Raw genomic sequence first — 23,890 nt, forward strand, 5'->3', positions numbered from 1 at the left:
GTCACGGTCGCGGGGTGAACGGGAGCACGGTGACCCGCAGGACCCACTGCCCGGTGTCGGGGTCCTGGAGCGCGTCGTCGATCCTGAAGCGCGTTCCGCGCGGCAGGAGCAGCTCCCTCTCCGACCGTTGCACGCTGTCCTCGCCGATCCACAGGGCGGGGTGCCCCGCGGGCACGGCCAGGTGGAACTGGTAGGCGGCGGTCCGGTTCACGGTCTCGACCCCCAGCGACCCCGAGAGGAACCCCCGTTCGAGGAACTCCGTGCCGATCAGGTCCGTGGGGTCGTGGAAGGGCCGCCCCGGCGGGGCCATGAAGCCCACGCTGAACACCGAGCGCCGGACCTCGACCGTTTCCGGGATCGGATCCATCGCCCGGTCGAGCCGCTCCATCCCCTCGCGCAGGAGGTCCCAGGTCTTCTCGGCGTTCTCCTGGGTCGGCGTGTGCCCGTCGAACCACTTCTCGACCCATGAACCGAAGAACCGATGCTTGCTGAGCAGCATGACCTGGGACTCGGGGCTGGCCCGCCGGGAGAAGTCGTTGTAGAACTGCGCGTTCTTCGTGTAGGCCCGTGCGGAGTCCTGCTGCTCCGGGGTCAGGGACGCGAACCGGCCGCCGAGGACGAGCTTCCCGTATCCCGCGCCGTCGCCGTCGGTGGCGAACCGGCGCACGCCGTCGGGGTCGACCCGCCCGGGGCGGTCGTCGGGCAGGTCCGGCCCGGCGGCCTGCGTCCCGTTCTCCGGGGGAGCGGTGGAGCCCTCCGCGGTGGTCTCCGGGTGGACCGCGGCGGCCGCGGCTTCGGCGCCGGCGGCGGTGTCCAGCCCCAGGAGCGCGGTCAGGAAGGCTTCGGCGCCACTGCTGAGTCCCGCTTCTTCGGGGCCGGTCACGGTGGTGTCCGTTTCGGTCAGCACGGTGAACACCTTGACGTCCGAGGCGTCCTCGACCCGCTGCTCCGGTGACGGAACGGTCTCCGGCCGCGGCGGGACCACCACCTCGGCTTCGATGTAGAAGCCCGGCAGCTGGAACGATCCGCCCCATCCCGCGCGGGTGATCCGGTAGGTGGTGCCCCGGGCGAGGACGACCTCGCGCTCCTCCGGGTAGTCGCTCCTCTCACCGATCCACAGGCCGCGGCTGCCCGCGGGCACGGTCAGGTGGATGACGTGCCCGGATTCGGCCTGGTGGTGTTCGGCCAGCTTGTTGCCCAGGGACATGGACATGAAACCGGGCTCGGTCTGGACGGTGCCCACCAGGGAGTAGGGGTCCAGGTCCCGGAACCCGTCGAGGAACGAGACCTCGGACAGGCCGCGGACCATCTCGACCGTCTCGGGCAGGGGGCGGTCGACGGCCCGGTCGAGGCGCTCCAGGAACGCCGCCACATCGGCCGCTGCGGGGAACACGTTCCCGTTGGACCGCGCCACGACACCGGCTCCACCCGCGTGCCCGTACCAGCCCGCCAGTTCCGCCTCCGGGTTCGGCGCGTCGAGGATGTACCTGACGAAACCCGCGGTGTGTTCGGGCACCCGGTCCTGCGCCAGGAGTTCCCGAAGGCGCTCGACGGTGGGCCAGGACAGGTCGTTCAGCTCGTACAGGCTCCAGCCGCGGGCCGCCATCGGGTCCGTGGTGGTCTGGAGGCGGGTCTCATTCCGCACCTCGTCCAGGCTGTCCTGGATCTGTTCGGCCGAGAGGTTGGCGCGGACGATCACGTTGAGCCATCCGTCCGCCGTGTACCCGCGCACGTCGTCGCGCTGCCGGTCGTGGAGGGTGTCGAAGGCGTGCGGGTTGTTCGCCGGGTCGTGGAGCCAGCGGCCGTAGGCGTCGGCCTCCTCCACGGAGCGGAACCGCCGCACGCCTTGGTCGTCGACGTACCCCCTGCCGTCGTCGGCGGGACCGGTGCCGACCGGGAGGCCGGTGGCGGTGGCGGAGGCGTCCGCGGAGGCGTCCGCGGAGGCGTCCGCGGAGGCCGCGTGTCCCGTCTCCCCGGCGGGAGCGGCCGTGTCCTGCCCGGCCTCACCGACGGTCGCGGGAGGGGCTTTCTCCACGGCCGGCGGTCGGGCTCCGGACGCGGTGCCGTCCTGTTCCGGCAGGACGGCCTCGGCGGACAGCAGCAGGCCGTGAGCGGTCGTCTCCGCGCCGGTGACGCGATAGGACATTCCCCGGGGCAGGACGATCTCGTGGTTCGACGGCCGCGGGCCCTCCGCACCCAGCCAGAGCCCGTGCGCGCCCTCGGGCAGGGTCAGCCGGACGGTCACCGCGGGGTGCCCCAGGCCCACCGGTTCCGGGTTCACGGAGACCGTGGTGTACCCCGGGCTGCTCTGGACCGTGCCCACCAGGCCGGAGGGGGTCCTCTCGTCGTACCCCTCGGGGAACCGGAGGTCGCGGGTGTGGTTCAGGACCCACGTCGTCTCGACCGCCTCCGGGAGCGGGCGCCCCACCGCTGCGTCGTAGGTTGCGAGCAGGTCCCACGCACCCGCGGCGGAGGGGTAGGTCCCCCCGTTGGCCGCGGCCAGCGCCCCGGCCATACCGCTCCTGCGGTACAGACCGGCCAGCCGTTCCTCGGGGCGCTCCAGCGTGAGGACCGTCCGTAGGAAGCGCGTTGTCGGGGTTTCCCCCTCGGCGGCGTCCACGATCTCCCGCAGCCGCTCCAGGGTGGGCCAGGTGAGGCCGTTGGCCTCGTAGACCTCCCAGCCGCTGCTGCCGTGGGGGTCCACGACCGAGGGCCGCTCGGTACGGCTCATCGAGCGCAACCGGTCGAGTTGCGTCCGCAGGTCGCCCGTGGGCACCAGTGCCAGGTCCGCGAGCCACGGGGTGTCCGAGAACGCCGTGGCGACGCGGCGTTCCTCCGCGGGGAGGGTGTCCAGCCCCGGCATGCCGCGTTCCGCGCGCGCGGCCCGGTGCGCGTACCAGTCGGCCTCCGCGGGCGTCCGGAACCTCCGGACACCGGACGCGTCCACCCGTCCGTCCGAGAGCGGGTCCGCGAAGGCCTCCGGGAGCAGGACCACCTCCGCGGAGAGCACGGTCACGATCCCGCCCGTGTTCATGTCGAACGTGTCCCGGACACCGGTGATCCGGTAGGTGGAACCGCGGGCGAGGGTGAGTTCGCGCTGTTCGGGGTCGTGGCTGCGGGAGCCGATCCAGAGGCCGTGCGCCTCCTGGGGGACGTTGAGCCGCAGGAGGTAGCGGAAGGGGGCGGCGTCGGTCTTGAAGGCCCGGTCGCCCAGGGTGGTGGACATGTACCCGGGCTCGGTGTGGACCGTGCCCTCGAGGTCGTCGGCGTCGTACCTGCCGGCCGCGCGCAGCAGGTGGTCGATGGAGTGCATGCCCCGGGAGACGACCAGGCCTTCGGGCAGGGGGCGGCCGGTGGCGTCGTCGAGGAGGCGGAAGAGTTCCAGGACGCGGTCCACGTCGGGATAGGTCCCGCCGTTGTGGCGGGCGATGACCCCGGCGTACCCGGCGTTGTGGAACCAGTGGCGCAGCTCCGCGGCGGGGTCCCGGGCGGTGAGGACGTAGTCGACGAGGCCGACGGTGCGCGGAGGAAGGCCGTCCGGGTTCTCCCGGATCTCGCGCAGCCGGTCGAGGGTGGGCCAGGTGAGTCCGTTGGCCTCGTACAGGTCCCAGCCGTGGGCGGTCGCCACGGTCGCCGCCTGCCCGGCTTCCTGTTGGGCCTTGGCCCGTATCAGTGCCAGCTGGCTCGCCACACCGGTCGGGGACAGGGGCCGGATACGTGCCAGCCGGGTGATCCAGGCGGATCTGGTGTAGGCGTCGACCATCCCGCGCTGGTCGGGGGTGAGGGTGTCGAAGGCGTGGGGGTTGTTGGCCGGGTCGTGGAGCCACCGGTCGTAGGCGTCCAGTTCCTCCAGGGCGCGGAAGCGCCGGTACCCGTCGTCGCCGACCTGGCCGCGGCCGTCACCCGCCGGAAGGCGCGACTCCTCGTCGACGAGCGTGGAGGTCTCCGAGTCGCCGTCCCCGACCTCCGCGGACGGTTCTCGCGCCGACATGTCCGCGGGGACCGGCTCGGCGTCGATCTCCATTCCGTCGTCGGTGATCCGGACGTCGGTGACGCGGTAGCCGAAGTCCCGGGGCAGGACCAGCGCGTGCGGGTCGCCCGTCGCGCCCCGGCCACCGATCCACAGGCCCCGGGCGTCTTCGGGGAGGACCATGCGGACGACCGCCACGGTGTCGCGCGGTGAGGTGGTGAAGGGCGAGTCGCCCAGGGAGGCGGTGGTGTACCCCCGCTCGCGCTGGTCCCTGCCCACTATGGCGGACAGGTCGTCCCAGTCGTATCCGTCGAGTCCGGGCAGGTCCCGGTCGACATCCAGCACGAAGGACACCGCGACCGGGCCGGGCAGGGGCCGGTCCACGGCCGTGTCCATGTCCCGGATGAGCTCCAGGGCCCTGTCCCCGGTGGGGTAGACACCGCCGTTGGCCCGGGCGACCTCTCCCGCGTCGTCCGCGTTCTCGTACCAGTGGTCCAGCCGCAGCCGCGGATCGGAGGAACCGAAGATGTCCGCCGCGACCGCCCCGAACCCCGGGGAGCGGCCTCCCTCGGCGTACAGTTCGCGCACCCGGCCGAGTGAGGGCCACGACAGGCCGTTCGCCTCGTAGAGCGCCCACCCGTTGGGGGTGTCGGGGTCGGCGGCGTTCCCCAGGCTGATCCTGCTCCAGTAGTCGAGCCTGCCCTGGATGGCCGCCGGGTCGGAGGTTCCGAGCCGGGCGAGATTGCTGAGCCACGGGAACGCGGTGTGCGCGCCGATGAGGGCGCGCAGCTCCGGCGGGAGAGCGCCGTAGGTGTGCGGTTCACCGTCTCGGTCCTCCATCCGCTCCGCGTAGGCGTCCAACTCCTCCCGGGTGCGGAACCCGCGGACCTCTCCGCCGCTCTTCTCAGGGGCCGCGGCCGCGGTACCGCCGTCGTCCGTGCGATCGGGCAGAGCCCGGTCGGTGTGCACGGCCGAGGCCGTCGGCGCGTCGTCGTCGGAGTCGTAGCGGTCGAGGAGGGGCCGGTCGTCGTCGGAGTCGTCGCGGTCCAGGGGCGGCCGGTCGTCGTACGCGTCGTCCTCGGCGCTCTCGTGCCCGGAGTCCTCCAGTCCCAGGAGCGCGGCCAGTCCGGCCTCCTCCTCCGCGCCGAGGCCGGGTTCGTCGGGGCCCGTGACGGTGGCGTCCGTGTCGGTCGCCACGGTGAACACGTGCAGGTCCGCGGATCCCTCGACCTGCGGCGGGGCCGGGTCGGTAACCGGCCGCGGCGGCACGACCACCTCGGCCTCGATGTACAGACCCTCCAGCCCGTGGAAGCCTCCCCAGCCCGCCCGGGTGATCCGGTAGGTCGTACCCGGAGGGAGGATCAGCTCGCGCTCTCCGGGGTACCTGCTCTCCGAACCGATCCACATGCCCCGGGAGCCGCGGGGGAGGACCAGGTGCACCGCGTGCGCGTAATTGGCCGTGACCCCGGCGAGCTCGTTCCCCAGCGACGTGGACAGGAACCCGCGCTCGGTGTGGACGGTCCCCACGAGGGAGTAGGGGTCCTTGCCGTCGAAGCCTTCGAGGTGGTCCAGCTCCTCCAGACCGCGGATCACCTCGATCCCCTCGGGCAGGGGCCTGTCGATGGCCTCCGTCAGGGTCCGGAGGTGCTCGAGCGCGAGTTCCGGGGTCGGGAACACGTCGCCGCTCGACCTGGCGATCTCCCCGGCCTCACCGGCGTGCACGTACCAGTGGTCGAGTTCCTGCTGCGGGTCCTGTGCGTCCAGGATGTACCGGACGAAGCCCTCGGCCCTCTCCGGAACGCGCCCCTGGGCCAGGAGTTCCCGCAGCCGGTCCAGGGTCGGCCACGCGAGGCCGTTCATCTCGTACAGTTCCCAGCCGCGCGAGCCCATGGGGTTGGTCTCGAACGCCGCGACGGTGTCCTGGCGCATCAGGTCCAGCGTGATCCCCACCTGGTCCGCGCTCATGGAATTGCGGGCCACGGTGTTGAGCCAGCCCTCGATCGTGTAGCCGACGATCCGGTTCCGGTGCGCAGGGTCCAGGGCGTTGAAGGCGTGCGGGTTGTTGGCCGGGTCGTGGAGCCATAGGTCGTAGGCGTCGAGTTCCTCCTCGGTGCGGAACCTCCGGATCCCGGTCCCGTCGACGTACCCCCGTCCGTCGCCGGGCACGTTCCCGGTGCGGAGCGTGTCCGGCCCGGCGGCGGCGGCGTCGTCGTTCGTCCCGTCGACCGAGGCCCCGGCCGAGACGGGCGGCGCACTCACCGCCGCGGGCGCGGCGGTGTCGTCCGCCGGCACGTGCACCCGCGCGGTGATCACGGGTCGGCCGCCGGACGTGTCCACGGAGTCGATCCGGAACCCGGTCCCCGGCGGGAGGATGATCTCCTGGTTCTGGGGGCGGGGGCCCGCGCCGCCCAGCCAGAGGCCGTGGGCCCCCGACGGCAGGACGAGACGGACGACCGCGGCAGCCCCTTCGCCCGGGGCGGCCGACCGCGGGTTGAGCGCGACCGCGGTGTATCCCCGGGTGACCTGCTCGGTCCCGACCAGCGCGGAGGGGGCGTGCGGGTCGAATCCGTGCCACTGCTCCCGCACCGCCGTGGCGTCCGGGTACCAGGTGCTCTCGACCGTGTCGGGCAGCGGACGGCGGACGGCGTCCTCGTAGGAGGCCAGCATGTCCAGCAGCCTCTCGGGCGAGGGGTAGGCGCCCCCGTTCGCGCGGGCCAGGACCCCGGCGGCCCCGGCGGCGTTGTACAGCCCGCCCAGCCTGCGGGCCGCCTCCTGGGGACCGTGCCTGAGGAGGTCGGTGATGAATCGCGCCCGTGCGGGGTTGCTCACCCGCTCCGCGGGCAGGAGCTGGAGCAGCCGCTCGGGGGAGGGCCAGGTGAGGCCGTTCGCCTCGTACAGCTCCCACCCGAGGACCCGCTGCCGCTCCGCGGGGGTGGAGGCCTGGGTGACACGACTCGCCGCGCGTAGGGAGTCCAGCAGTTCCCGGGCGCCCTCCGGGCCCGCCGGGGTGAGGTCGACCCCGGGCGCGAGCGCGCTGAGGGCGCGGACGAGGTCGTGCCGTGCCCGGGGGAGCGCGGTGACGGCGTGCGGGTTGTGCGCCGGGTCGTGGAGGCGGTGGCCGTACCAGTGGGCCTCCTCCGCGTTCCAGAACCTGCGGACGCCGTCCTCACCCGTGCTCCCCTCCGAGAAGAGGTCGGGCACCGCCCGCGGCAGGGGGACCACGGTCGCGGTGACCACGGTCTGCGGTCCGCCGGATTCGGGGTCGATCCTGTCCTGGACACCGGTGATGCGGTACGTGGTGCCGCGGCCGAGGGTGAGCTCCATCTGCTCCGGGTCGTGGCTGCGTGTACCGATCCAGAGGCCACGGCTCCCCTGGGGCACGTCCAGGCGCAGCAGGAAGGGGAATCCGTCCACGTCCGTCTTGAACGGGGAGTCGCCCAGGGTGGTGGACATGTAGCCGGGCTCGGTGTGGACGGTGCCCACCAGCCTGCGGGGGTCCGTGCCCCCGGTCGTGCGCAGGAGGTGGTCGATCGACTGCATGCCGCGGGACACGGCCATGCCCTCGGGCAGCGGGCGGTCGACCGCGCCGTCCAGGAGGCGGAACAGCCGCCTGGTCTCGGCGGCGTCGGGGTAGACGCCCCCGTTGAGCCGGGCGATGACCCCCGCGTATCCGGCGTTGTGGAACCAGTGGTCGAGTTCGGCACGGGGGTCGGGGGCGTCGAGGACGTACCGGATGAGCCCCCGGGTCCGCGGGGGCAACGGCTGCGGGGAGGCCGCGATCTGGCGCAGCCGTTCCACGGACGGCCAGGACAGCCCGTTGGCCTCGTACAGGTCCCAGCCGTGGGCCGTCTGCGCCGTGTCGGGGTCGGCCGCCTCGGACCGGGACTGCGCGCGCCACTCCATCAGCTGTCGCGTGACGGTCTGGGGCAGGAAGGGCCGGATGCGGGCGACACGGGTGATCCAGGCCGACCTGGTGTAGGTGTCGACCATCCCGCGCTGGTCGGGGGTGAGGGTGTCGAAGGCGTGGGGGTTGTTCGCCGGGTCCTGGAGCCACCGGTCCTGCCCGTCGGCCTCCTCGGGGGAGTCGAAGCGGCGGATGCCGTCCTCGTCGAGGGTCCCCCTGCCGTAGGTGTCCGCGTCCGAGGCGTCCGATTCCGAGCCGGCGTCGGTCTCGTCGTCTCCGTGGCCCTCGTCGTCGTGGACCGCGGCGGACTCCGCCGGGGGCGCGGCCACCGGTCGCGGTTCCGCGGGCAGGGCCACGGCGGTGATCTCCACGATCCCGTCCGACTCCGTGACGTCGGTGACGCGGTAGCCGGTGCCGCGGGGGAGAAGGAGCGTGTACGGATCGGAGGTGCCCGCCCTGTCGCCGATCCACAGGCCGCGCCCGCCCTCCGGCACGCTCAGGCGGACCAGGACCGTACCGTCGCCGTCGTCTCCCGTGGCCGGTGAGCGGTCCAGGGAGGTGCGCAGGTACCCAGCCTCCCGCTGCTCGGTGCCCACCAGCGAGGAGGGGTCGCCCTCGACGTACCCGCCGAGCCCGTGGAGGCCTTCGTCCCCGCTCAGCGCGAAGGTCACCTCCACGGGGCCGGGAAGCGGGCGGTCGGTCGCGGCGTCCAGGGTGCGCAGGGTGTCCAGGACCCGGTCGGCCGTCGGGTAGGCGCCGCCGGCGGCCTTGGCCAGGGCTCCGGCCTCGTCCGCGTTGTCGTACCAGTGGCGCAGCCGTCGGCCGGGGTCGGGCGCCTTGAAGATGTCGTCGACGAGCCGGTTGAAGGTGTGGGTGTTCCCGCCGTCGGAGTGGAGCTCCCGGATATCGGTGAGCGTCGGCCACCGGTTCCCGTTCTTCTCGTAGAGCGGCCAGCCGTTGAGGTCGTCACCGCTGGCGTTGTCGCCCGCGTCGTACGTCAGATCCTCCAGCTTGTTCTGGACGGAGGCGGTGTCCAGCGAGGGGATCCAGGTGAGGGACGAGAGCCAGCCTGTGGCCGCCTGCGCCACGACGGCCTCGCGCTGGTCCCGGGGCAGCGCGTCGAAGGTGTGCGGGTTGGTGCCCGGGTCGTCGAGCTCCGCGGCGCGGGCGGCCGGGTCCTCCAGCCCGAGGAGGCCGGCCATCCCGTCTCCCCGATCGCGCGTCCACCCGGGCCCGTCAACCTCGGCCGGGTCCTGGTCCGTCGTCTCCATCAGGAACACGGTGATCTCGTCGTCCGTTTTCGACTCGGGCGCCGATCGGGCCGGAACCGGCTGCGGGGACGGTCCGCCCCCCGGGGCGGATGACTCCTCACCGGTCACCGGTCCGCTCCGGACGGGCGGGGGCTGCTCGTTGAGTGCGCTGCGGAACGTTTCCAGGAGCGGGGCGGCCTCGGGACGCTCCCCCGGCTCCGGCTCCGCCCGGTCGCTCAGGGACGCGACGCTCTCGGGACGGTGCGGCGGCGCCGGCGGTGCGTCGGGCGTATCCGGGAACGAGTCCCGGGCCTCTCCGGCGTCGGACTCGCCGCGGGTCGCGACGCTCTCCGCGGCCTCGGCGGACGGCTGGTCCGCGGATCCGAGCGCCTCCGCCGGGCCCGACAACTCCCCGGACTGTTCTTGCGGGGCCGGTGCGTCTCCGTCGCCGTCCACCAGCGCCGTGTTGACGGTCTTCACGGTGTCCGGTGCGTCGTAGGGGGAGGGGCCCCGGTCTGCGGGGTCCTGCATCGCGTAGCGGACGTAGTCCGTCGTGAGCTGCCCGCCGGGCTGCCAGAGCCGGGCGCGGACCGGGTCGTGGCGGTCTTGCAGGTGGCGGCCGATGCCGCGGGCCAGGGACTCGGCGTCCCGGACGCGTTCGGCAGGGACGGACTCCCCGCTCAGCGGGACGCGCCTGTTGGAGGGGTCGGAGACGGTGTACACCAGTGCCTGGGCCAGCGCGCGCGCCTCGTGGATGGAGCGGTTCTCCGGGGCCGGGCCGTCGACCGGGCGCAGCAGCCGCCAGAACTCGGCCCCCAGCGCCCGCGCCCGGGGGATGTCCTTGTCCGCGAGGGCCCGGGTGAGTTCGGGCAGGCGCTCCAGGACCGACGCGGCGCGGGCGTCGGCCCCCGGGTCGATCCCGGGAGCGGTGGGGTCGGTGCGCGTGGCTCCGGGGGTGGGGGAGCCGCTGTCCGCGGCGCGCTCGGGGCCGGCGGCGGGCGGCGCCGCAGGCGCGTCCGTGTTCTGGGTGGGGGTCGGAGTGCCCTGGGTCGTGTCGGGTGTGGTGGCCTCGGCGGCGGGCGGGGTGTGCCCGGCGCCCGGTGCCGGCGTCTCGCTGTTGGGCGGGGTTGTGGTCTCCCGGTTGTCGGTCGTGGCTGGGGGCTCCACGGTGGCGGGGGAGGGTGGGCTGTTGCGTCCCGGACCGGCCTGAGCGTCGGGGAGCGGTTGCGGACGGGGCCGCGGTGTCTCCGGGTCCTGCGGGACACCGTCCGTGTTCCGGGACAGGGCTGCTTTGGAGGTCTGGCCCTCTCCGGCGGGGGAGTCCTCGCGGCTCTCCTCGCCGTCTGCGGAGCGGTCGCTGCTCTGTTCGCCCGACCGCTCGTTTCCGTCGCCGGATCGGTCCCTCTCGTCGTTCCGGGAGCGGTCGTTGTCGCGGGGGGTGTCCTCGTCACGCTGGTCGGGCTGTTCGCCGTCGCGTTCGGAGGGGTTGTGCCCGGTGGCCTCCGTGTCCTGGGGCGGTCCGCTCTCGGTGGCGAGCGTCGGGGATTCGGTCGACGAGGTCCGCTGCTCCGGGGCGCGCTCGTCTGTGGAGGTCGTCCGCTGTTCGTCGGTCGCGTTCTGGTCGTGCTGGTCGACGGGGTTGCCGGTGGTCTCGGTCTCCGGGGCGGGTGGGGCGCTCTCGGTGGTGACCTGGGGGGTGTGGCCGTCACGGGGTGACTGGTCGGTGGAGGAGCCGGGGGTGCGGGTGTCGTTGGTGCGCTGGGGGGAGCGTTCGGTGGGTGTGGAGCGCTGGTTGTTGTCGGTGGCCGAACTCTGCGGTGTGGTCGCGGGCGGTGGAGCTGCTTGGCCGATCGGCGCGGCCATGCCGGGAGGGGCGGTGTGCTGCTCGGGGGCGGGGGCGGGGGTGGAGCGGTCGGCCTGGTTCGTGTTGCCGGTGTCGGGTGTGGTCTGTTCGGTGCCGGGAGGCGGGACCGTCATCGGGTTGTCGGGGACGATGGCGTTGAGGAAGTTGACGGTCAGGGGTCCGTCGTTCATGCCGGGGTGGAAGGGGTCGTTGCCCAGGCCGGGGTGTTTGGCCTCGTTGGTCCCGAAGGGGTCCTTGGCGTCCTCGGGGGACTTGAAGGGGTCGGGGTAGGGGGCGCGCACGTCCTCGTCCCGGTGGACGCGGACGGTGTCGTCGTTGGGCTGGTCGCGGTGGCGGTCGTCGGGGTCGCCGAGGTCGGAGCCGCCGAACACGGAGTCGGTGTCGCTGTCGCCGAAGTCGGAGTCGGTGTCGCTGACCAGGTCGGGGACGTCGTCGATGTCGGAGAGGTCGTCGCGGTCGTACCGGGAGGAGTCGTCGACCGGCGGGGCCAGGAGGGGGCCTTCGCCGTGGCCGTCCTGCTCCGGGGACCCCTGGCCGCCGCGGTCGCGGTCGGGGGCGTGGTCGCGGTCGCGGTCGGGGGCGTGGTCGCGGTCGGGGCCGGGGGCGTGGTCGCCGCCCCGGCCGGGGTCCTCGTCCCCGCCCGTCCACGGGCCGGGGATCTCGGGGCCGGTGCGGTGGTCGGTTCGGTTACCGGTGCTGTCGGTTTCCGTGGGCGGCGGGTTGGTGATGTCGGGTTTGTCTTTGTCGCTGAACAGGTCCAGGCCGTGCAGGATGCCGTCGGTGGCGCCTTGTTGGATGCCGGCCTGGGTGGCGCCGGCGGTGGCGGAGTAGCCGGAGGCTTCCCAGCCGCGTCCGTCGGCGAGGCTGCCCAGGCCTTCGCCGAGGTAGCCCTCGAGTGCTCCGGTGCCGATGCTGCCGCCGACCTGTTGGGTGTAGGCGCCGGTGGTGGAGAAGTACTCGCCCAGGGGTTTTTGCAAATTGGTGGGGACGTCGGCGAGGTGGTCGCGCATGTGCGGGGGCAGGCGGTCGCCGATGGTGTCGCGCAGGTGCCGGCCCAGGTCGGGGTCGTTCCAGTGGCGGGCCAGGGTGGCGGCGTAGTCGCGTCCCAGGTCGCGGGCGGCCGCCTCGCCCAGGTGGTCGCCGAAGTTGCGGGCGAAGAGGTCGGCGAAGTCCTGGCGGGCGGCGGCGGCCTTGGTCGCGTTGTCGAAGGCGCCGGCGCCGACGGGGCTGGCGGGGTTGTAGGGGGTGAGGAACTCGTCGTTGTGGCGGCCGAACACCTCGGCCAGGTCCTTGTTCAACGACGGCGGCGGGGGCGGTCCCTCTTTGGGCGCGGGCACGGGTGTGGGACCCGTGTCCTTGGGTGCGGGGGAGTCCGGCCCCCGGTCCGGGTTGACCGGGGGGTCGTCCTTGACCGGTCCGGCCGGGGGGTCGTCCTTGGGCCTGGTGGGGGGTCCGTCGGGACCGCCACCGCCGCCGGGGGGTGGCGGGGTGTCGGTGTCGCGGTTGAGGGGCGGCGGGTCGTCCCTGACCGGCCCCGAAGGCGGCCCGTCGGGGGGACCGGTGGGCGGTCCGGGCGGGGGCCCGTCGGGGGTCTCGCGCAGCGGCGGGCCGGTGGGGGGTCCGGGCGGGGGCGGCCCGTCGGGGCCGGTTTTGATCAGCGGGGGCGGGTCGGGCAGGAGTTTGAGGTCGGTGAGGCCTTTGCTGAACAGGTCGGACAGGTGTTTGCTGAACAGCCCGTCCATGCCCGCGGAGAAGACCGCGGAGAGCACGCCCTCGATCGCGGCGCCCTTGTGGGCGCTCGCGGTCAGGGCGCTGTCGCGGTGGTGGCGGGTCCCCCTGCCGATCTGGATGCGCTGGATGATGCTGTCCATGCTCGCGAAGATCTGGCTGATGATCTGGTGGCCGGGCACGGTGATGAGCAGCCAGGTCAGGATGCGGCGCATGGCCAGGCTGCGGATGGCCTTGAAGATCGGGATCCACTTCAGGGAGGCGCCGAAGGTGAACTTGGCCATGGCGATGGCCCAGGCGATCTCGGCCAGGAGCTGGACGAACTGGCCGATGACCATCATGTGCATGTACTCGACGTTGGCGCGGGCCTTGAAGAGTTCGGCGGACATGACGGTGGAGTTGTCGCGGGCCGAGCCGACGTAGTTGTTCTCGCCTCTGGTGAACTGGTCCAGGGAGCGTTCGTAGCGGTCGGCGGTGTGGCCGTCGAAGTGGCGGCGGGCGTGTTTGCGGCTGAGGTCGAACAGGTCCTCGAGCACGGCCAGGCGTTGGTCCAGGGCGGTGTAGATCTCCGAGGCGCGGCCGAGGTTGTTGATGCCGGCTCTGGGGACCTGGATGCCGGTGAGGACCTCGATCGCTTTGCGTGAGGAGTCGGACATGTTGTGGTCCAACGGCATGCGCGACTCTTCCTTCTGGCATTGGGGGCGCGGGCAGGTCCGGTCGGCCGCGCAGGTCGTCGAGGTGTCGGGTGAAGGCCTCCGCGAAACCGCTGTTGACGAACACCCCGAAGCCTCCGGAGCTGCCGGCGGGGACGAGCTCCTCGATCACGGCCCCCACGTGCGCGTCGCGCAGCAAGTACTGGTCGGCCCCGTCCCGGTCGCCGTTGTCGATCTGGACGTGCTGGATCAGCGCGCCGAAGGTGACCTTGGCCGTCGCGACGGCCAAGGTGGTCTCGGTGATGAACTGGGCCACCTGGCTCCAGACCATCGCCACCATGTAGTCGACGTTCGCCGCCGACTTGCGCAGCTCGGCCGAGAGCGTGCGGCTCGTTCTCGCCCCGTTGCCGACGTAGTCCCTCTCCTCGTTGGTGAAGGCCGAGAGGGGACGGTCGTAGTAGTCGGAGGCCGCTCCACCGAAGTTCCTCCGGACGCGGTTGCGCGTCGTGTCCATGACGTCGGGGAGCTCGTGCACCTGCTCGTCGAGGGTGTCGTAGACCTCCGAAGCGGCGCGCATGGCCGGTGTGCCGGCCCGGGGCAGGTCGATCCCCAGCACCACTTTGACGAAATTGTGTGCTGAGTCACCCATTTTCGGGGGGTCAAACAGCATGCCCGACCCCTTTCTCCGCTACCTGCATCTGAAGCGACGGTAAAGGTACCACCGGCGTGTGGAGGCGTGGAAACGACCCCCGGGATCGAGGTGTCCCCGGGGAGTGGTCGCGGACTTTTGTTGCTTCCGTGTAACAGATTTTTTCGGTCGGGTGCCGAATGTGCGGGGGGCCTGATGCTTATTGTCACGAACCTGCGGGGTGTATTTCTTTTGTTCGGTGTGATTCCTGTTGTGTCGTTTGAAGGTGAATGATTCGCCGGGGTGGCTCGGTTTTGTGTGGGGTGTCCACTTTTTCTGTCCTTCTTTTTCCTGTGACTGATTTTCTGTTTCTTTTCCGGTGTGCGTTGTCGGGGGGCCTCCTGCCGGGTCCCGGCCTGATCGCAGGTGCCCGGGTCGCGGGCTGAGACCCGCCCGGATGTGCCCGGCCTCCCGGGGCGGCAGCGGGTCCGGCCCTCGGGGAATCAGGCGGGATCCGACTGCGAAGGGAGTCCTTCTTCTCATCCGGAAAGTGTGCCGGTGCGGTGTCTTCTGTTGCATGGGGCCGTGTGGTCGAGGCCGCATTTCTGGCGCGTCGGCCTCCCGTAATCCCGTGCGGGCCCGGGGGGTCGCGTCGGCGGTGCTCGGAGGGCGTCCGGGACGCCGTCGGGGGACAGCAGGGCCCGGGTGGTTCCGGCCGTCTTCCGAAGGGCCGTCGGGAGAACGCTTTCACGGGCCGCCCTCGCCGTGCACGGCCGCGGTGCGGGCCGGCGCGGACACGCTCCAGGGCGTGGCGCCGACTTCCGCGAGGGCCCGGGCCGTTCCGGGACCGGGGCTCAGGGCAGGTGGCGGCGCGAGCCCAGGGAGGCGGCGTCGGCCGCGGCGCGCCCCTCGACCCAGCCGTCCTCGCTGTAGGGGCCCCGTACCCGCGAGTAGGTGAGCTCGCCGAACGCCTCCGCGACGGCCGCCTCCACCTCGCGCTCGCGCGCCGCGAAGACCGGTACGAGGTCCGTGCCGGTCTCGGCCTGGGCCAGCAGGGAGGTGAACATCAGGTCCACGGCCTCCACGTCCCCGGGGAAACCCATGACGGTGCACAGCCCCAGCTCCTGGTGCCACACGGCGCGGCAGTGGTTGGCCTCGGCCACCTCGTGCAGCAGCACCGCCTTGTGTTCGTCGTAGGGGGCGTCCACCGGCAGGCGGCGCCCGGAGGCGGCCTCCGACTCCCCGGGGCCCTCGGCCAGCAGTGCCCGGTCGATGCTGTGCCGCGCCATCGTATCGCTGCTCCTCGACCGCGCGAGCGACGGCCGGGCCCGCGAACACATCGATGCCCACCACGGCATCGTCGAGCACCGGGATGAACGACCAGATCGCCGTCGGAAAGGCGGGCATCACCCACTCGGGTCCCCGACAGGCCTGCTGATCAAGATCACCCGTCCGCACGAGGTGACGTGGTCCTGCCGGACCCGGCTCCGCGATCTCACCGCTTCGAGAACAGTGCCTAGCCGTCCGCCCAGGTGGTCAGGCCGTGGCGGTAGGCGTAGACGGCCGCCTGTACCCGGCTCTCCACACCCAGCTTGGCCAGGATCCGGGCCACGTGGACCTTGGCCGTGCCGTGGGTGATGCCCAGCTCCCCGGCGATCCGGGCGTTGCTGCGGCCCCTGGCCACCAGCACCAGCACCTCCCGTTCGCGGTACGTCAGCTCCACTGCCAGCGGCGGCGGTGTGCGCGGCGAGGTCCTCGCGAACCGCTTCACCAGGCGCGGTGTGACCCTCGGATCGATCGCCCCCTGGCCCGAGGCCGCCGCCCGCACCGCCTCCACGTACAGCTCCGGTTCGCTCTCCTTGAGCAGGAACCCCACCGCCCCCGCCTGGAGCGCCCCGAACAGGTACTCGTCGGTGTCGAACGTGGTCAGCATGATCGTCGGCGGCGAAGGTGAGAGCCCCGACAGCTCCCGGGCCGCCGCGACGCCGTCCATGCCGGGCATCCGGATGTCGGTGAGCGCCACGTCCGGATGCAGGCGGCGTGCCATGGCCACCAGCTCCCGGCCGTTCGCGGCCGCACCCACCACCTCCACGTCCTCGACCGGCCGGAACAGCAGCCGCAGCCCCTCACGGGCGGCTGGCTGGTCGTCGGCGATCAGCAGCCGGATCATGCGCCCCCTCCCTGTTCCGCGTGTTCTCCGCTGTTCCGGGACTGGCCGCGCTGTCCGTCCGGACGCCCTCCGCTGGGAGCACGGCCCGCACCCGCCAGCCCCGCCCGGGGCGGTTCCCCGCCTCCAGGACGCCGCCCAGCTCCCTGACGCGCTCCCGCATCCCCGCTAGACCGCGCCCGCCGGAGCCCTCCGCCGCCACGATGCGCCATCCGTCGTCCTCCACCATGACCGTCAGCGCGTCGGCCGTGCGCGTCAGCCTCACCCGGACCCGCCGCGCCGACGAATGCCGCAGCACGTTGCCCAGGGACTCCTGGACGATCCGGTACGCGTCCGCTTCCACTCGCTCGGACAGGCCCTCCCCGACCCCCTCGGACATCACCAGTTCCACGTTTACGCCCGTACCCTCCAGAGCCGCCACCAGGGACGCAAGGTCCGCCAGCCCCGTGCCCGGCACCGCCCCGGTCAGCCGGTCCTCGCGCAACGCCTCCAGCAGTTCGCGCACCTCCCGCACCGCGCGGCCGGACAGATCCGCGACCGACCCGAGCACGGCAACCGCCTCGGGGTCCCGGCCCGCCACGGCCTGCCGACCACCGACCGCCAGCAACCGGATCGCGCTGAGGTGGTGACCGGCGATGTCGTGCACCTCGCGGGCGATCCGCTCCCTCTCACGCAACCGTTCATACTCGAACGCGTTGCGCGCCTCGCGCCGGACCCCCTCAGCGCGGTCGGCCCGCAGCCGCCACACGTACCCCGCCAGGACGGGGATAAGGACGGGCAGCGTCCCCAGGGCGAAGCCCACGAAGTTCCCGGTCATGGACGCGGCTGGGGCGGACGGGTCCCCCGACCACTCGACCATCCCGTTGGTGTCAGGGAAGAGAATCACCTGGGAGGCAGACCAACACGCGACCCCCGCCGCGGCCAGCACCGGTACCGCACCGGGGCGCCGGTAGGCCGCGGACGCCGCGGCGAACATGGCGGCGATCAGGGGGCTGCTGTAGCCCACGGTCACGTACGAGACGAACGAGAGGGCTCCGGTCGCCAGAACCACAGTCAACGGGAACCGCCGCCGCAGCACCAGAGGGGCGCAGGCGAGCAGCACGACCGTGTGGGAGAGCCACCCCGCCTCGGCGCTGCCCTTGACGGGAGAGAACTCCAAGACCACCAGTCCCACCAGTACCGCCACCACCGCGTCGCGCACCGGGACGGGGAGCCACCGCCATCGCCACCGCCTCCGCGCGAACGTTTCGCCCACCTCTGCCGCACCCATCCGTCCATAGTGCGGTACGGCGCACGGTGTCCGCGTCCGCCGAAAGGCGTACGGGCGACGGCGGGGCTCGGAGGGTCAAAGGCGTACGGGCAACGGGCAGGGCGCGAAGGTCGAAGAAGCCCGGCCTATACCCTTCGGCAGATGCCCCGGCGGGCGAAACCCCGGGACCATACGCCCATGGACACAACCACACGACCGCCCGCGCCCCCGCGCATACCGCTCCTGGACGTGCTGCGCGGGTTCGCCATCCTGGGCACACTCGCCATGAACATCTGGCTCTTCGGCTATCCCGAATCAGGCGGCTACGGCCCCGTTGCCGAAGGGCTGCGGAGCATGTTCATCGACGGCAAGTTCTTCGCGATGCTCACCCTGCTGTTCGGCGTTGGCCTGGCCATCCAGTACCGGGCCGCGGCCGAACGTGGTCACTCCCGGCCAAGCAAGCAGATCTGGCGCGCCCTCCTCCTGCTGGTCGAGGGGGCTCTGCACGTCGTCCTCCTGTTCTCCTGGGACGTGCTCATGGGCTACGCGATCACGGCGCTGCTGGTGGTCTACGTCCTCGGCCTCTCCGAGCGGACGCGCTCGGCCGTCATGTGGACCGCTTTGGGCCTCCACCTCACCTTCATAGGTTCGGTGACGGCGCTCACCACCCTGTTCTTCCCCGTCGTTCACAGGCAGAGCCCCCCGATGCAGACCGAGGAGGGCCAGCTGTACCTGGAAGGAAGCTACACCGACCAGGTCCTGTACCGGGCGACGGACTTTCTGGACTCCCGGGTGACGGTGCTCCATACCTTTCCCCTGATGGTGTTCCTCTTCCTGTTCGGTGTGCGCCTGTACCGGGCCGGAGCGTTCGGAGACGACCGGGTCGGTCGGGCCCTGCGGTCCCGGATGACGGTCTGGGGCCTGGGGCTGGGTCTGCCGCTCAACGCGCTGCCCCCCGTCTGGCCCGACGACTCCCTGTTCCTAATCGGAAACCGCGTCTTCTCCGTGGTGCTGATGCTGGGGTACGTGGGACTCGTGGGACTGCTGATGGACCGGGTACGGCGAACCGGGCTGGTCACGGTCTCCCTGACCGCCGTGGGCAGGACGGCGCTCAGCTGCTACATCCTCCAGAACCTCCTGGCCTCGGTGCTCTTCTACGACTGGGGCCTCGGCCTGGCCGCTCACGCGCACCACGCGGGCTGGATGGTGGCCGCCTGGGCGGTGATCAGCCTGGTGCTGGTGGCAGGTTCGCGCTGGTGGCTGTCCCGTTTTGCGCGGGGGCCGATGGAGTTGTTGCAGACCTGGATCCTGGCCCGGGTCCCCGAGGGCAGACCCTCCTCCAGCCCGCCTCCCGTCAGGAAGTGAGACGAAAAAAGCGGTGCCCGCCGGGGGATGGCGGGCACCGCGATCGGGAGGTGCCAAGAGAGACACTGAACGGGGAAGCGTCCTCTACGGTTCCTAACGGGTGAAGTCGTCCTCCCCTCTGGCGGGACCGTGGTAGAACTCGCGCTCCGGCTCGTTCTCGGGCACGGACGGGCAGGTGGGACCGTCCTCGTCCGACGCGTGTTCGGCAGCGAGTGGAATGCCGTAGACCCGCATCGTCCGAGTGACCCAGCCGCGCAGCTCGGGGAGCTGCGCGTACAACACGTCACCGGGGCAGGCGGTGGCGTTGAAGCCCCGGTGGCCCCGGATCGCGCTGTTCGGGTTGAGCCCGTAGGCACCGCACAGCCACGTCAGGGTCTGCACCAGTGAGTTGGGCAGGGCCTGGGACGGGCCCACGGTCATGTAGAGGCCCTCGTTCTCGATACCGATACTGCTGCTGTTGTAGTTGGCCACGTGGGTGCCCACGACGTGCTGTCCCGCCGCGATGGCTTCCGGGGTGCGATCGCGACCCTCCATGACGTAGCCGCCGCGACTGATGGTCAGCTGCTGGCCGGCGTCGATCCAGCCGTTGCTGTCCATGTGGTAGTTCTGAATCGATTTGGACAGGTTCAGCGCGTGGCCGAGCTCGAGCGCGAGAACCGCGAGCTCAAGCGGGCCAACGCGATCCTCAAATCCGCGTCGGCTTTCTTCGCGGCGGAGCTCGAGGGCCCACACACCAGGTAGTGGCCTACATCGACCTGTACCGCCAGGAGTTCGGGGTCGAGCCGATCTGCCACGTGCTGCAGGTCGCCCCGTCCACCTACTACGCGGCCAAATCGCGGGCGCCGTCGCTGCGTTCGCGCACCGATGAGGCCACCACCGCGAGGATTCGGCAGGTGAACGCCGACAACTACGGCGTCTACGGGGTCCGCAAGGTCCACGCCGAGCTGAACCGGCAGGGCCACCGGGTGGCCCGCCACGCCGTCCACCGGCTTATGCGCCGGGCCGGTTTGCGGGGCATCACCCGGGCCAAGAGCCCGCGCACCACCACCCCGGCCCCGGGCCTGGACATGCGCCCGGACCTGGTGGAACGCTCCTTCGCCGCGGATGCTCCCAACCGGTTGTGGGTCGCCGACACCACCTACATCCGCACCTTTGCCGGGTGGGTCTACGCGGCGTTCGTGATCGATGTGTTCTCCCGCCGCGTGCTGGGCCGGCAGGTGTCACGGTCGTTGCGCACCGACCTGGCCCTGGAGGCGTTGGAGATGGCGGTGTGGAACCGGGCCCACGTCGGGCGGCGCATCGACGGCCTGGTCCACCACTCCGACCGGGGCGTGCAGTACCTCGCGGTGCGCTCCACCCAGCGCCTGGCCGAGGCGGGGGCGGTGGCCTCGGTCGGCACCACCGGCGATCCCTACGACAATGCCGTCATCGAGTCGTTCTGGTCGCGTATGCAGGTTGAACTGCTGGATCGGCGCAGGTGGCGGACCCGGCTGGAGTTGGCCAACGCGATCTTTGAGTACCTGGAGATCTTCCACAACCGCCAGCGCCGGCACTCAGCGATTGGCTGGCTGACACCCATAGAGTTCGAGAAGAGACTACCGAGCACCGTGGCCTGAGAATCCGAGAACACGGCTCCACCGAAGCCGGTACATGCCAGAGCCTCCAATAAACCCGGCACGAGACAGGGAGCGGCTCACCTGTGTCGCGGGTCTTCGCGAGGACGCTCCATGCGCCAGGTCATGTCCCGCCTGTGCACGGCCGCGGTGCGGGCCGGCGCGGACACGCTCCAGGGCGTGGCGCCGACTTCCGCGAGGGCCCGGGCCGTTCCGGGACCGGGGCTCAGGGCAGGTGGCGGCGCGAGCCCAGGGAGGCGGCGTCGGCCGCGGCGCGCCCCTCGACCCAGCCGTCCTCGCTGTAGGGGCCCCGCACCCGCGAGTAGGTCAGCTCGCCGAACGCCTCCGCGACGGCCGCCTCCACCTCGCGCTCGCGCGCCGCGAAGACCGGTACGAGGTCCGTGCCGGTCTCGGCCTGGGCCGCCCTCTCGGCGGCGCGCGCCGTCTCGACCAGCCGCTCTCCCACCCGCACCGAGAACGCCGACATGAACGAGGCGCGGAACGCCTTGCCCGCCGCGCGCCCCGACCGGTCCCGTACCGAGCCGCTGGCCCGCATCGCCGTCTCGGCCTGGACCAGCAGGGAGGTGAACATCAGGTCCACGGCCTCCACGTCCCCGGGGAAACCCATGACGGTGCACAGCCCCAGCTCCTGGTGCCACACGGCGCGGCAGTGGTTGGCCTCGGCCACCTCGTGCAGCAGCACCGCCTTGTGCTCGTCGTAGGGGGCGTCCACCGGCAGGCGGCGCCCGGAGGCGGCCTCCGACTCCCCGGGGCCCTCGGCCAGCAGGGCCCGGTCGATGCTGTGCCGCGCCATCATCTCCTGGGCGCGGGCGCTCAGCGCCTCCGCCTCCTGCGGGAACTCCGTCGACTCGGCCTTGGCCAGCAGGGCCCGCACCCGGGCGAGCTTGCCCGCGTCCACCCGCTCGGGCCGTCGCGCCGCGCCCGGGCGGCCCGGCCGGTACGCCCCCGGCGGCGGGCACAGCCGCCGCAGGGGAGGGAGCACCCGCAGGGCCGCCAGCACCCGCAGTACGGCGTCCACGGCCTCGAACCGCAGCAGCCCGTGCTCCGCGCCGACGTGGGCCGGGTACCCCTCGCCGCGGCCCCACGACGCCTTCACGCCGAACCCGCGCACCTGCTCGGCCCAGCGCGGGTCCACCGTCGCCGGGGAGTGGCGCTCCATGTCGGCCGTCACGGCGTCGGCGCACACCGCCGCGGCCACGGCTCCGAGCACGCGGTCGACCTGGCGGACCGTCTCGGCGGGCTGCCAGCCGCGGGTCCACGCGGAGGCCGCGGCGTCCAGGAGGGCCGCCAGGAGGGCGCGCCCCGCCGCGTCCGCCCACTCGCGGTCCTCGGTGTCGGCGAGCCGGGCCGCGGCGAGGTCGACGCCCCCGCCCTCCCCGCCGGACACGAGCGCGTCCACCGCCCCGGACACCACCTCCGCGGGGGAGGCCCCGGCCTCCGGCCCGGCCCAGGCGGCCGTCGGCGCCCCGGCGGCGCGACGCTGTCGGCCACGACCCTTCTTGCCCACGGTGCTTCTCCCCGGTCGTGTCGTCGTTCGGCGGTGGAGCCGACGGACAATCCTACCGATCCCCGTCGGCCGGATTCGCGGTGAGAGAACCGAAACCTCCGGGAAAAGGGCCGGTCGCGCGCCTGGGAGCGCTTTTCGCCCCCTGCGCGTCCCGCCGCCCGTATTCCCCCGCGGGGAGGGACCGGGCGGCGCCGTCGGGAGCCCTCCGCCGGCGAAGGGGCAGTTCGGCGGCCCCGTGCCGGATCGGGTGCGCCCGAAGGGGGATTCGGCTCCCGTGCGGCGACAACGCCGCCGTTGGGCGCGGTGTCGTGAAATCCCGCCTTGCCCCGCCGTGGAGCCCGTTGCCCCGGAAGGAAAGGCAGTGCTTTCCTCCCCGAAGCACAGCGGAAACACGGGGGGAATACCGTCGGCTCCCATCCGTACCCACCGAGGAGCCGCCATGCGCCAGGGAACCGGGGCCGACGACCGGGAGGGCCTCCCGCGGGGCGGGGCGGACGCCGCCGGCTGCCCCCGCGGCGCGGACCGGGCCCCGCGGCTCCACGGGGGCCCCGGGGACGACGTGCCCTGGGACCTGCTGCGTGCCCGTCACGGAGGGCTGGTCCCCGTCGAGGTCGGCCCCGGGGAGCGCGGCTGGCTCCTGCTCGGGTACAAGGAGAACCTCCAGGTCCTGCGCGACCGCGACCTCTTCTCCGCGGACCCGCGCCCGTGGAGCCCCGCAGGCACGGCCCCGGTCCGCAGCGGAGCCCTGGCCCGCGACGGCGAGGAGCACCAGCGGCTGAGGGTGCCCCTCGTGGAGGCCCTGGCACAGGTGGGCACGCCCCAGCTGGTGCCGGTGGTCGAGCGCGCGGCCGTGCACCTGCTCGGCCGGGTCGCCGCCGAGGGGAGCGCCGACCTCATCGGCCAGTACGCGGCCCCGCTCCCGGCGCTCGTCCTCAACGAGCTCTTCGGACTGCCGGACGCCTACGGACGCCTGCTGGCCGACCTCACGACGCGCCTGTGGAGCGGCGAGCCGGACCGCTCCGAACCCGCGGCCCGGGCCGTCCGCGCCTACTTCGCGGGCCTGGTCGCCCGCAAGCGGGCCGACCCCGGCGAGGACCTCGCCAGTCGGCTGCTGGCCCACCCCCACGGGCTCACCGACGAGGAGGCGGTCGCGTCCCTGTCCCTGCTGTGGGAGACCGGGCACGAGCCGACCACCCACCTCATCGGCAACGCCCTGCTCAGGCTGCTGGAGGACCCGGGGGTGTGGACCGCCTACCTGGGCGGCACCCTCACCCCCGAGGACTTCGTCGACTACGTCATGTGGACCGACCCGCCGATCCGGATGCTCGCCGGGCGCTACGCCACGGCGGACGCGGGCTTCGCGGGCGCCCGCCTCCGGCGGGGCGAGCCGATGCTGTTCGGCTTCGCCTCCGCCCACACCGACCCGTCCGTGTTCCACGGCGGGGACGACGCGATGGCGATGGCGGGCAACCGCTCCCACCTGCTGTGGGGCGCGGGGGCGCACCGCTGTCCCGCCACCGGGTTCACGCGCGAGCTGGTGCGCACCGCCATCGACATGGCCGTGGACCGGATGCGCGGCATGGTCCTGGCGGTCGAGCCGCACGGGCTGCGCCGCCGCGGTGGGCCGTCCGTCCACGGCCTGGTGGAGCTCCCGGTGTGGTTCACGGCCACCGGTGAACGCGCCGAGCCCGCCGAGGAGGAGCCGGAGGCGCCCGTGCGCAGGTGGATCCGCAAGAAGCGCAGGCCCGCCTCCCAGGGCGCCCGCTACCAGGCGCCGCTGGCCCGGGAGGAGAACCCGGACGAACGGGCCGCCCGGGTCCCGGCGGCGGCTCCCAGGCCCCGGCCGCGCCGTCCGCCCCAGGGGGCCGGAGCCCGGTACCAGGCCCCGTTCGCCGAGGAGGAGACCCGGCCGGACCCCCTGGAGGTGCTGCTGGCCGCCTGGCGCCCCGGGGGCTGACCTGCGCCTGACGC

The 23,890-nt window shown here is 72.7% G+C and carries 8 protein-coding genes, 2 pseudogenes and 1 other annotated feature; of the genes and pseudogenes, 4 read left to right on the forward strand and 6 right to left on the reverse strand.

Features of this window, described 5'->3' with window-relative positions; translation table 11 throughout:
• Position 1: 1 nt before the first annotated feature.
• Positions 2-13,390 (reverse strand): ADP-ribosyltransferase, encoded by a 13,389-nt coding sequence (locus tag OUQ99_RS11350; RefSeq protein ID WP_267949403.1) that lies wholly within the window; start codon positions 13,388-13,390, stop codon positions 2-4.
• 95 nt (positions 13,391-13,485) lie between these two features.
• Here OUQ99_RS11350 and OUQ99_RS11355 point away from each other — a divergent pair, with 95 nt between their 5' ends.
• Positions 13,486-13,713 carry a hypothetical protein gene (locus OUQ99_RS11355; protein ID WP_267949404.1) on the forward strand — a complete coding sequence of 76 codons (228 nt, stop codon included), beginning with the start codon at positions 13,486-13,488 and terminating at the stop codon, positions 13,711-13,713.
• A 1,138-nt stretch (positions 13,714-14,851) separates the two neighbouring features.
• Here the strand turns inward: OUQ99_RS11355 and OUQ99_RS11360 are convergent.
• The 3 genes and pseudogenes from OUQ99_RS11360 to OUQ99_RS11370 all read right to left on the reverse strand — a co-directional run.
• Positions 14,852-15,304: pseudogene (locus OUQ99_RS11360) on the reverse strand (DUF2786 domain-containing protein); the annotation flags it as partial.
• A gap of 209 nt (positions 15,305-15,513) precedes the next feature.
• Positions 15,514-16,167, reverse strand: coding sequence for a response regulator (locus OUQ99_RS11365; RefSeq protein ID WP_267949405.1), 654 nt, complete (start codon positions 16,165-16,167; stop codon positions 15,514-15,516).
• Positions 16,124-17,434, reverse strand: a complete 1,311-nt coding sequence (locus tag OUQ99_RS11370; protein ID WP_267949406.1) for a sensor histidine kinase — start codon at positions 17,432-17,434, stop codon at positions 16,124-16,126. The genes OUQ99_RS11365 and OUQ99_RS11370 overlap by 44 nt, the downstream gene beginning before the upstream one ends.
• Positions 17,435-17,611: 177 nt before the next feature.
• Here OUQ99_RS11370 and OUQ99_RS11375 point away from each other — a divergent pair, with 177 nt between their 5' ends.
• Positions 17,612-18,778, forward strand: coding sequence for a DUF418 domain-containing protein (locus tag OUQ99_RS11375; protein ID WP_267949407.1), 1,167 nt, complete (start codon positions 17,612-17,614; stop codon positions 18,776-18,778).
• A 93-nt stretch (positions 18,779-18,871) separates the two neighbouring features.
• Here the strand turns inward: OUQ99_RS11375 and OUQ99_RS11380 are convergent.
• Positions 18,872-19,420 (reverse strand): annotated as a pseudogene (locus tag OUQ99_RS11380) (peptidoglycan recognition protein family protein); the annotation flags it as partial.
• A gap of 56 nt (positions 19,421-19,476) precedes the next feature.
• Positions 19,477-19,590: a sequence feature (AL1L pseudoknot), on the forward strand.
• Here OUQ99_RS11380 and OUQ99_RS11385 point away from each other — a divergent pair.
• Complete coding sequence (locus OUQ99_RS11385) at positions 19,519-20,394, forward strand: IS3 family transposase (RefSeq protein ID WP_267949408.1); 876 nt, start codon at positions 19,519-19,521, stop codon at positions 20,392-20,394. (Overlaps the previous feature by 72 nt.)
• 223 nt (positions 20,395-20,617) lie before the next feature.
• On the opposite strand, the gene OUQ99_RS11390 is transcribed toward OUQ99_RS11385, so the two are convergent.
• Positions 20,618-21,919: a DUF2786 domain-containing protein gene (locus tag OUQ99_RS11390; protein ID WP_267949409.1), complete on the reverse strand. Its 1,302-nt coding sequence runs from the start codon at positions 21,917-21,919 to the stop codon at positions 20,618-20,620.
• A 439-nt stretch (positions 21,920-22,358) separates the two neighbouring features.
• On the opposite strand from OUQ99_RS11390, the gene OUQ99_RS11395 reads away from it, so the two are divergent.
• Entirely contained in the window at positions 22,359-23,876 is a 1,518-nt protein-coding gene (locus OUQ99_RS11395) for a cytochrome P450 (RefSeq protein ID WP_267949410.1), read from the forward strand.
• The last annotated feature ends 14 nt before the right edge of the window (positions 23,877-23,890 follow it).

Origin of the sequence: Streptomonospora nanhaiensis (genome assembly GCF_026642255.1) — a bacterium.
Taxonomy (GTDB): Bacteria; Actinomycetota; Actinomycetes; order Streptosporangiales; family Streptosporangiaceae; genus Nocardiopsis; species Nocardiopsis tropica.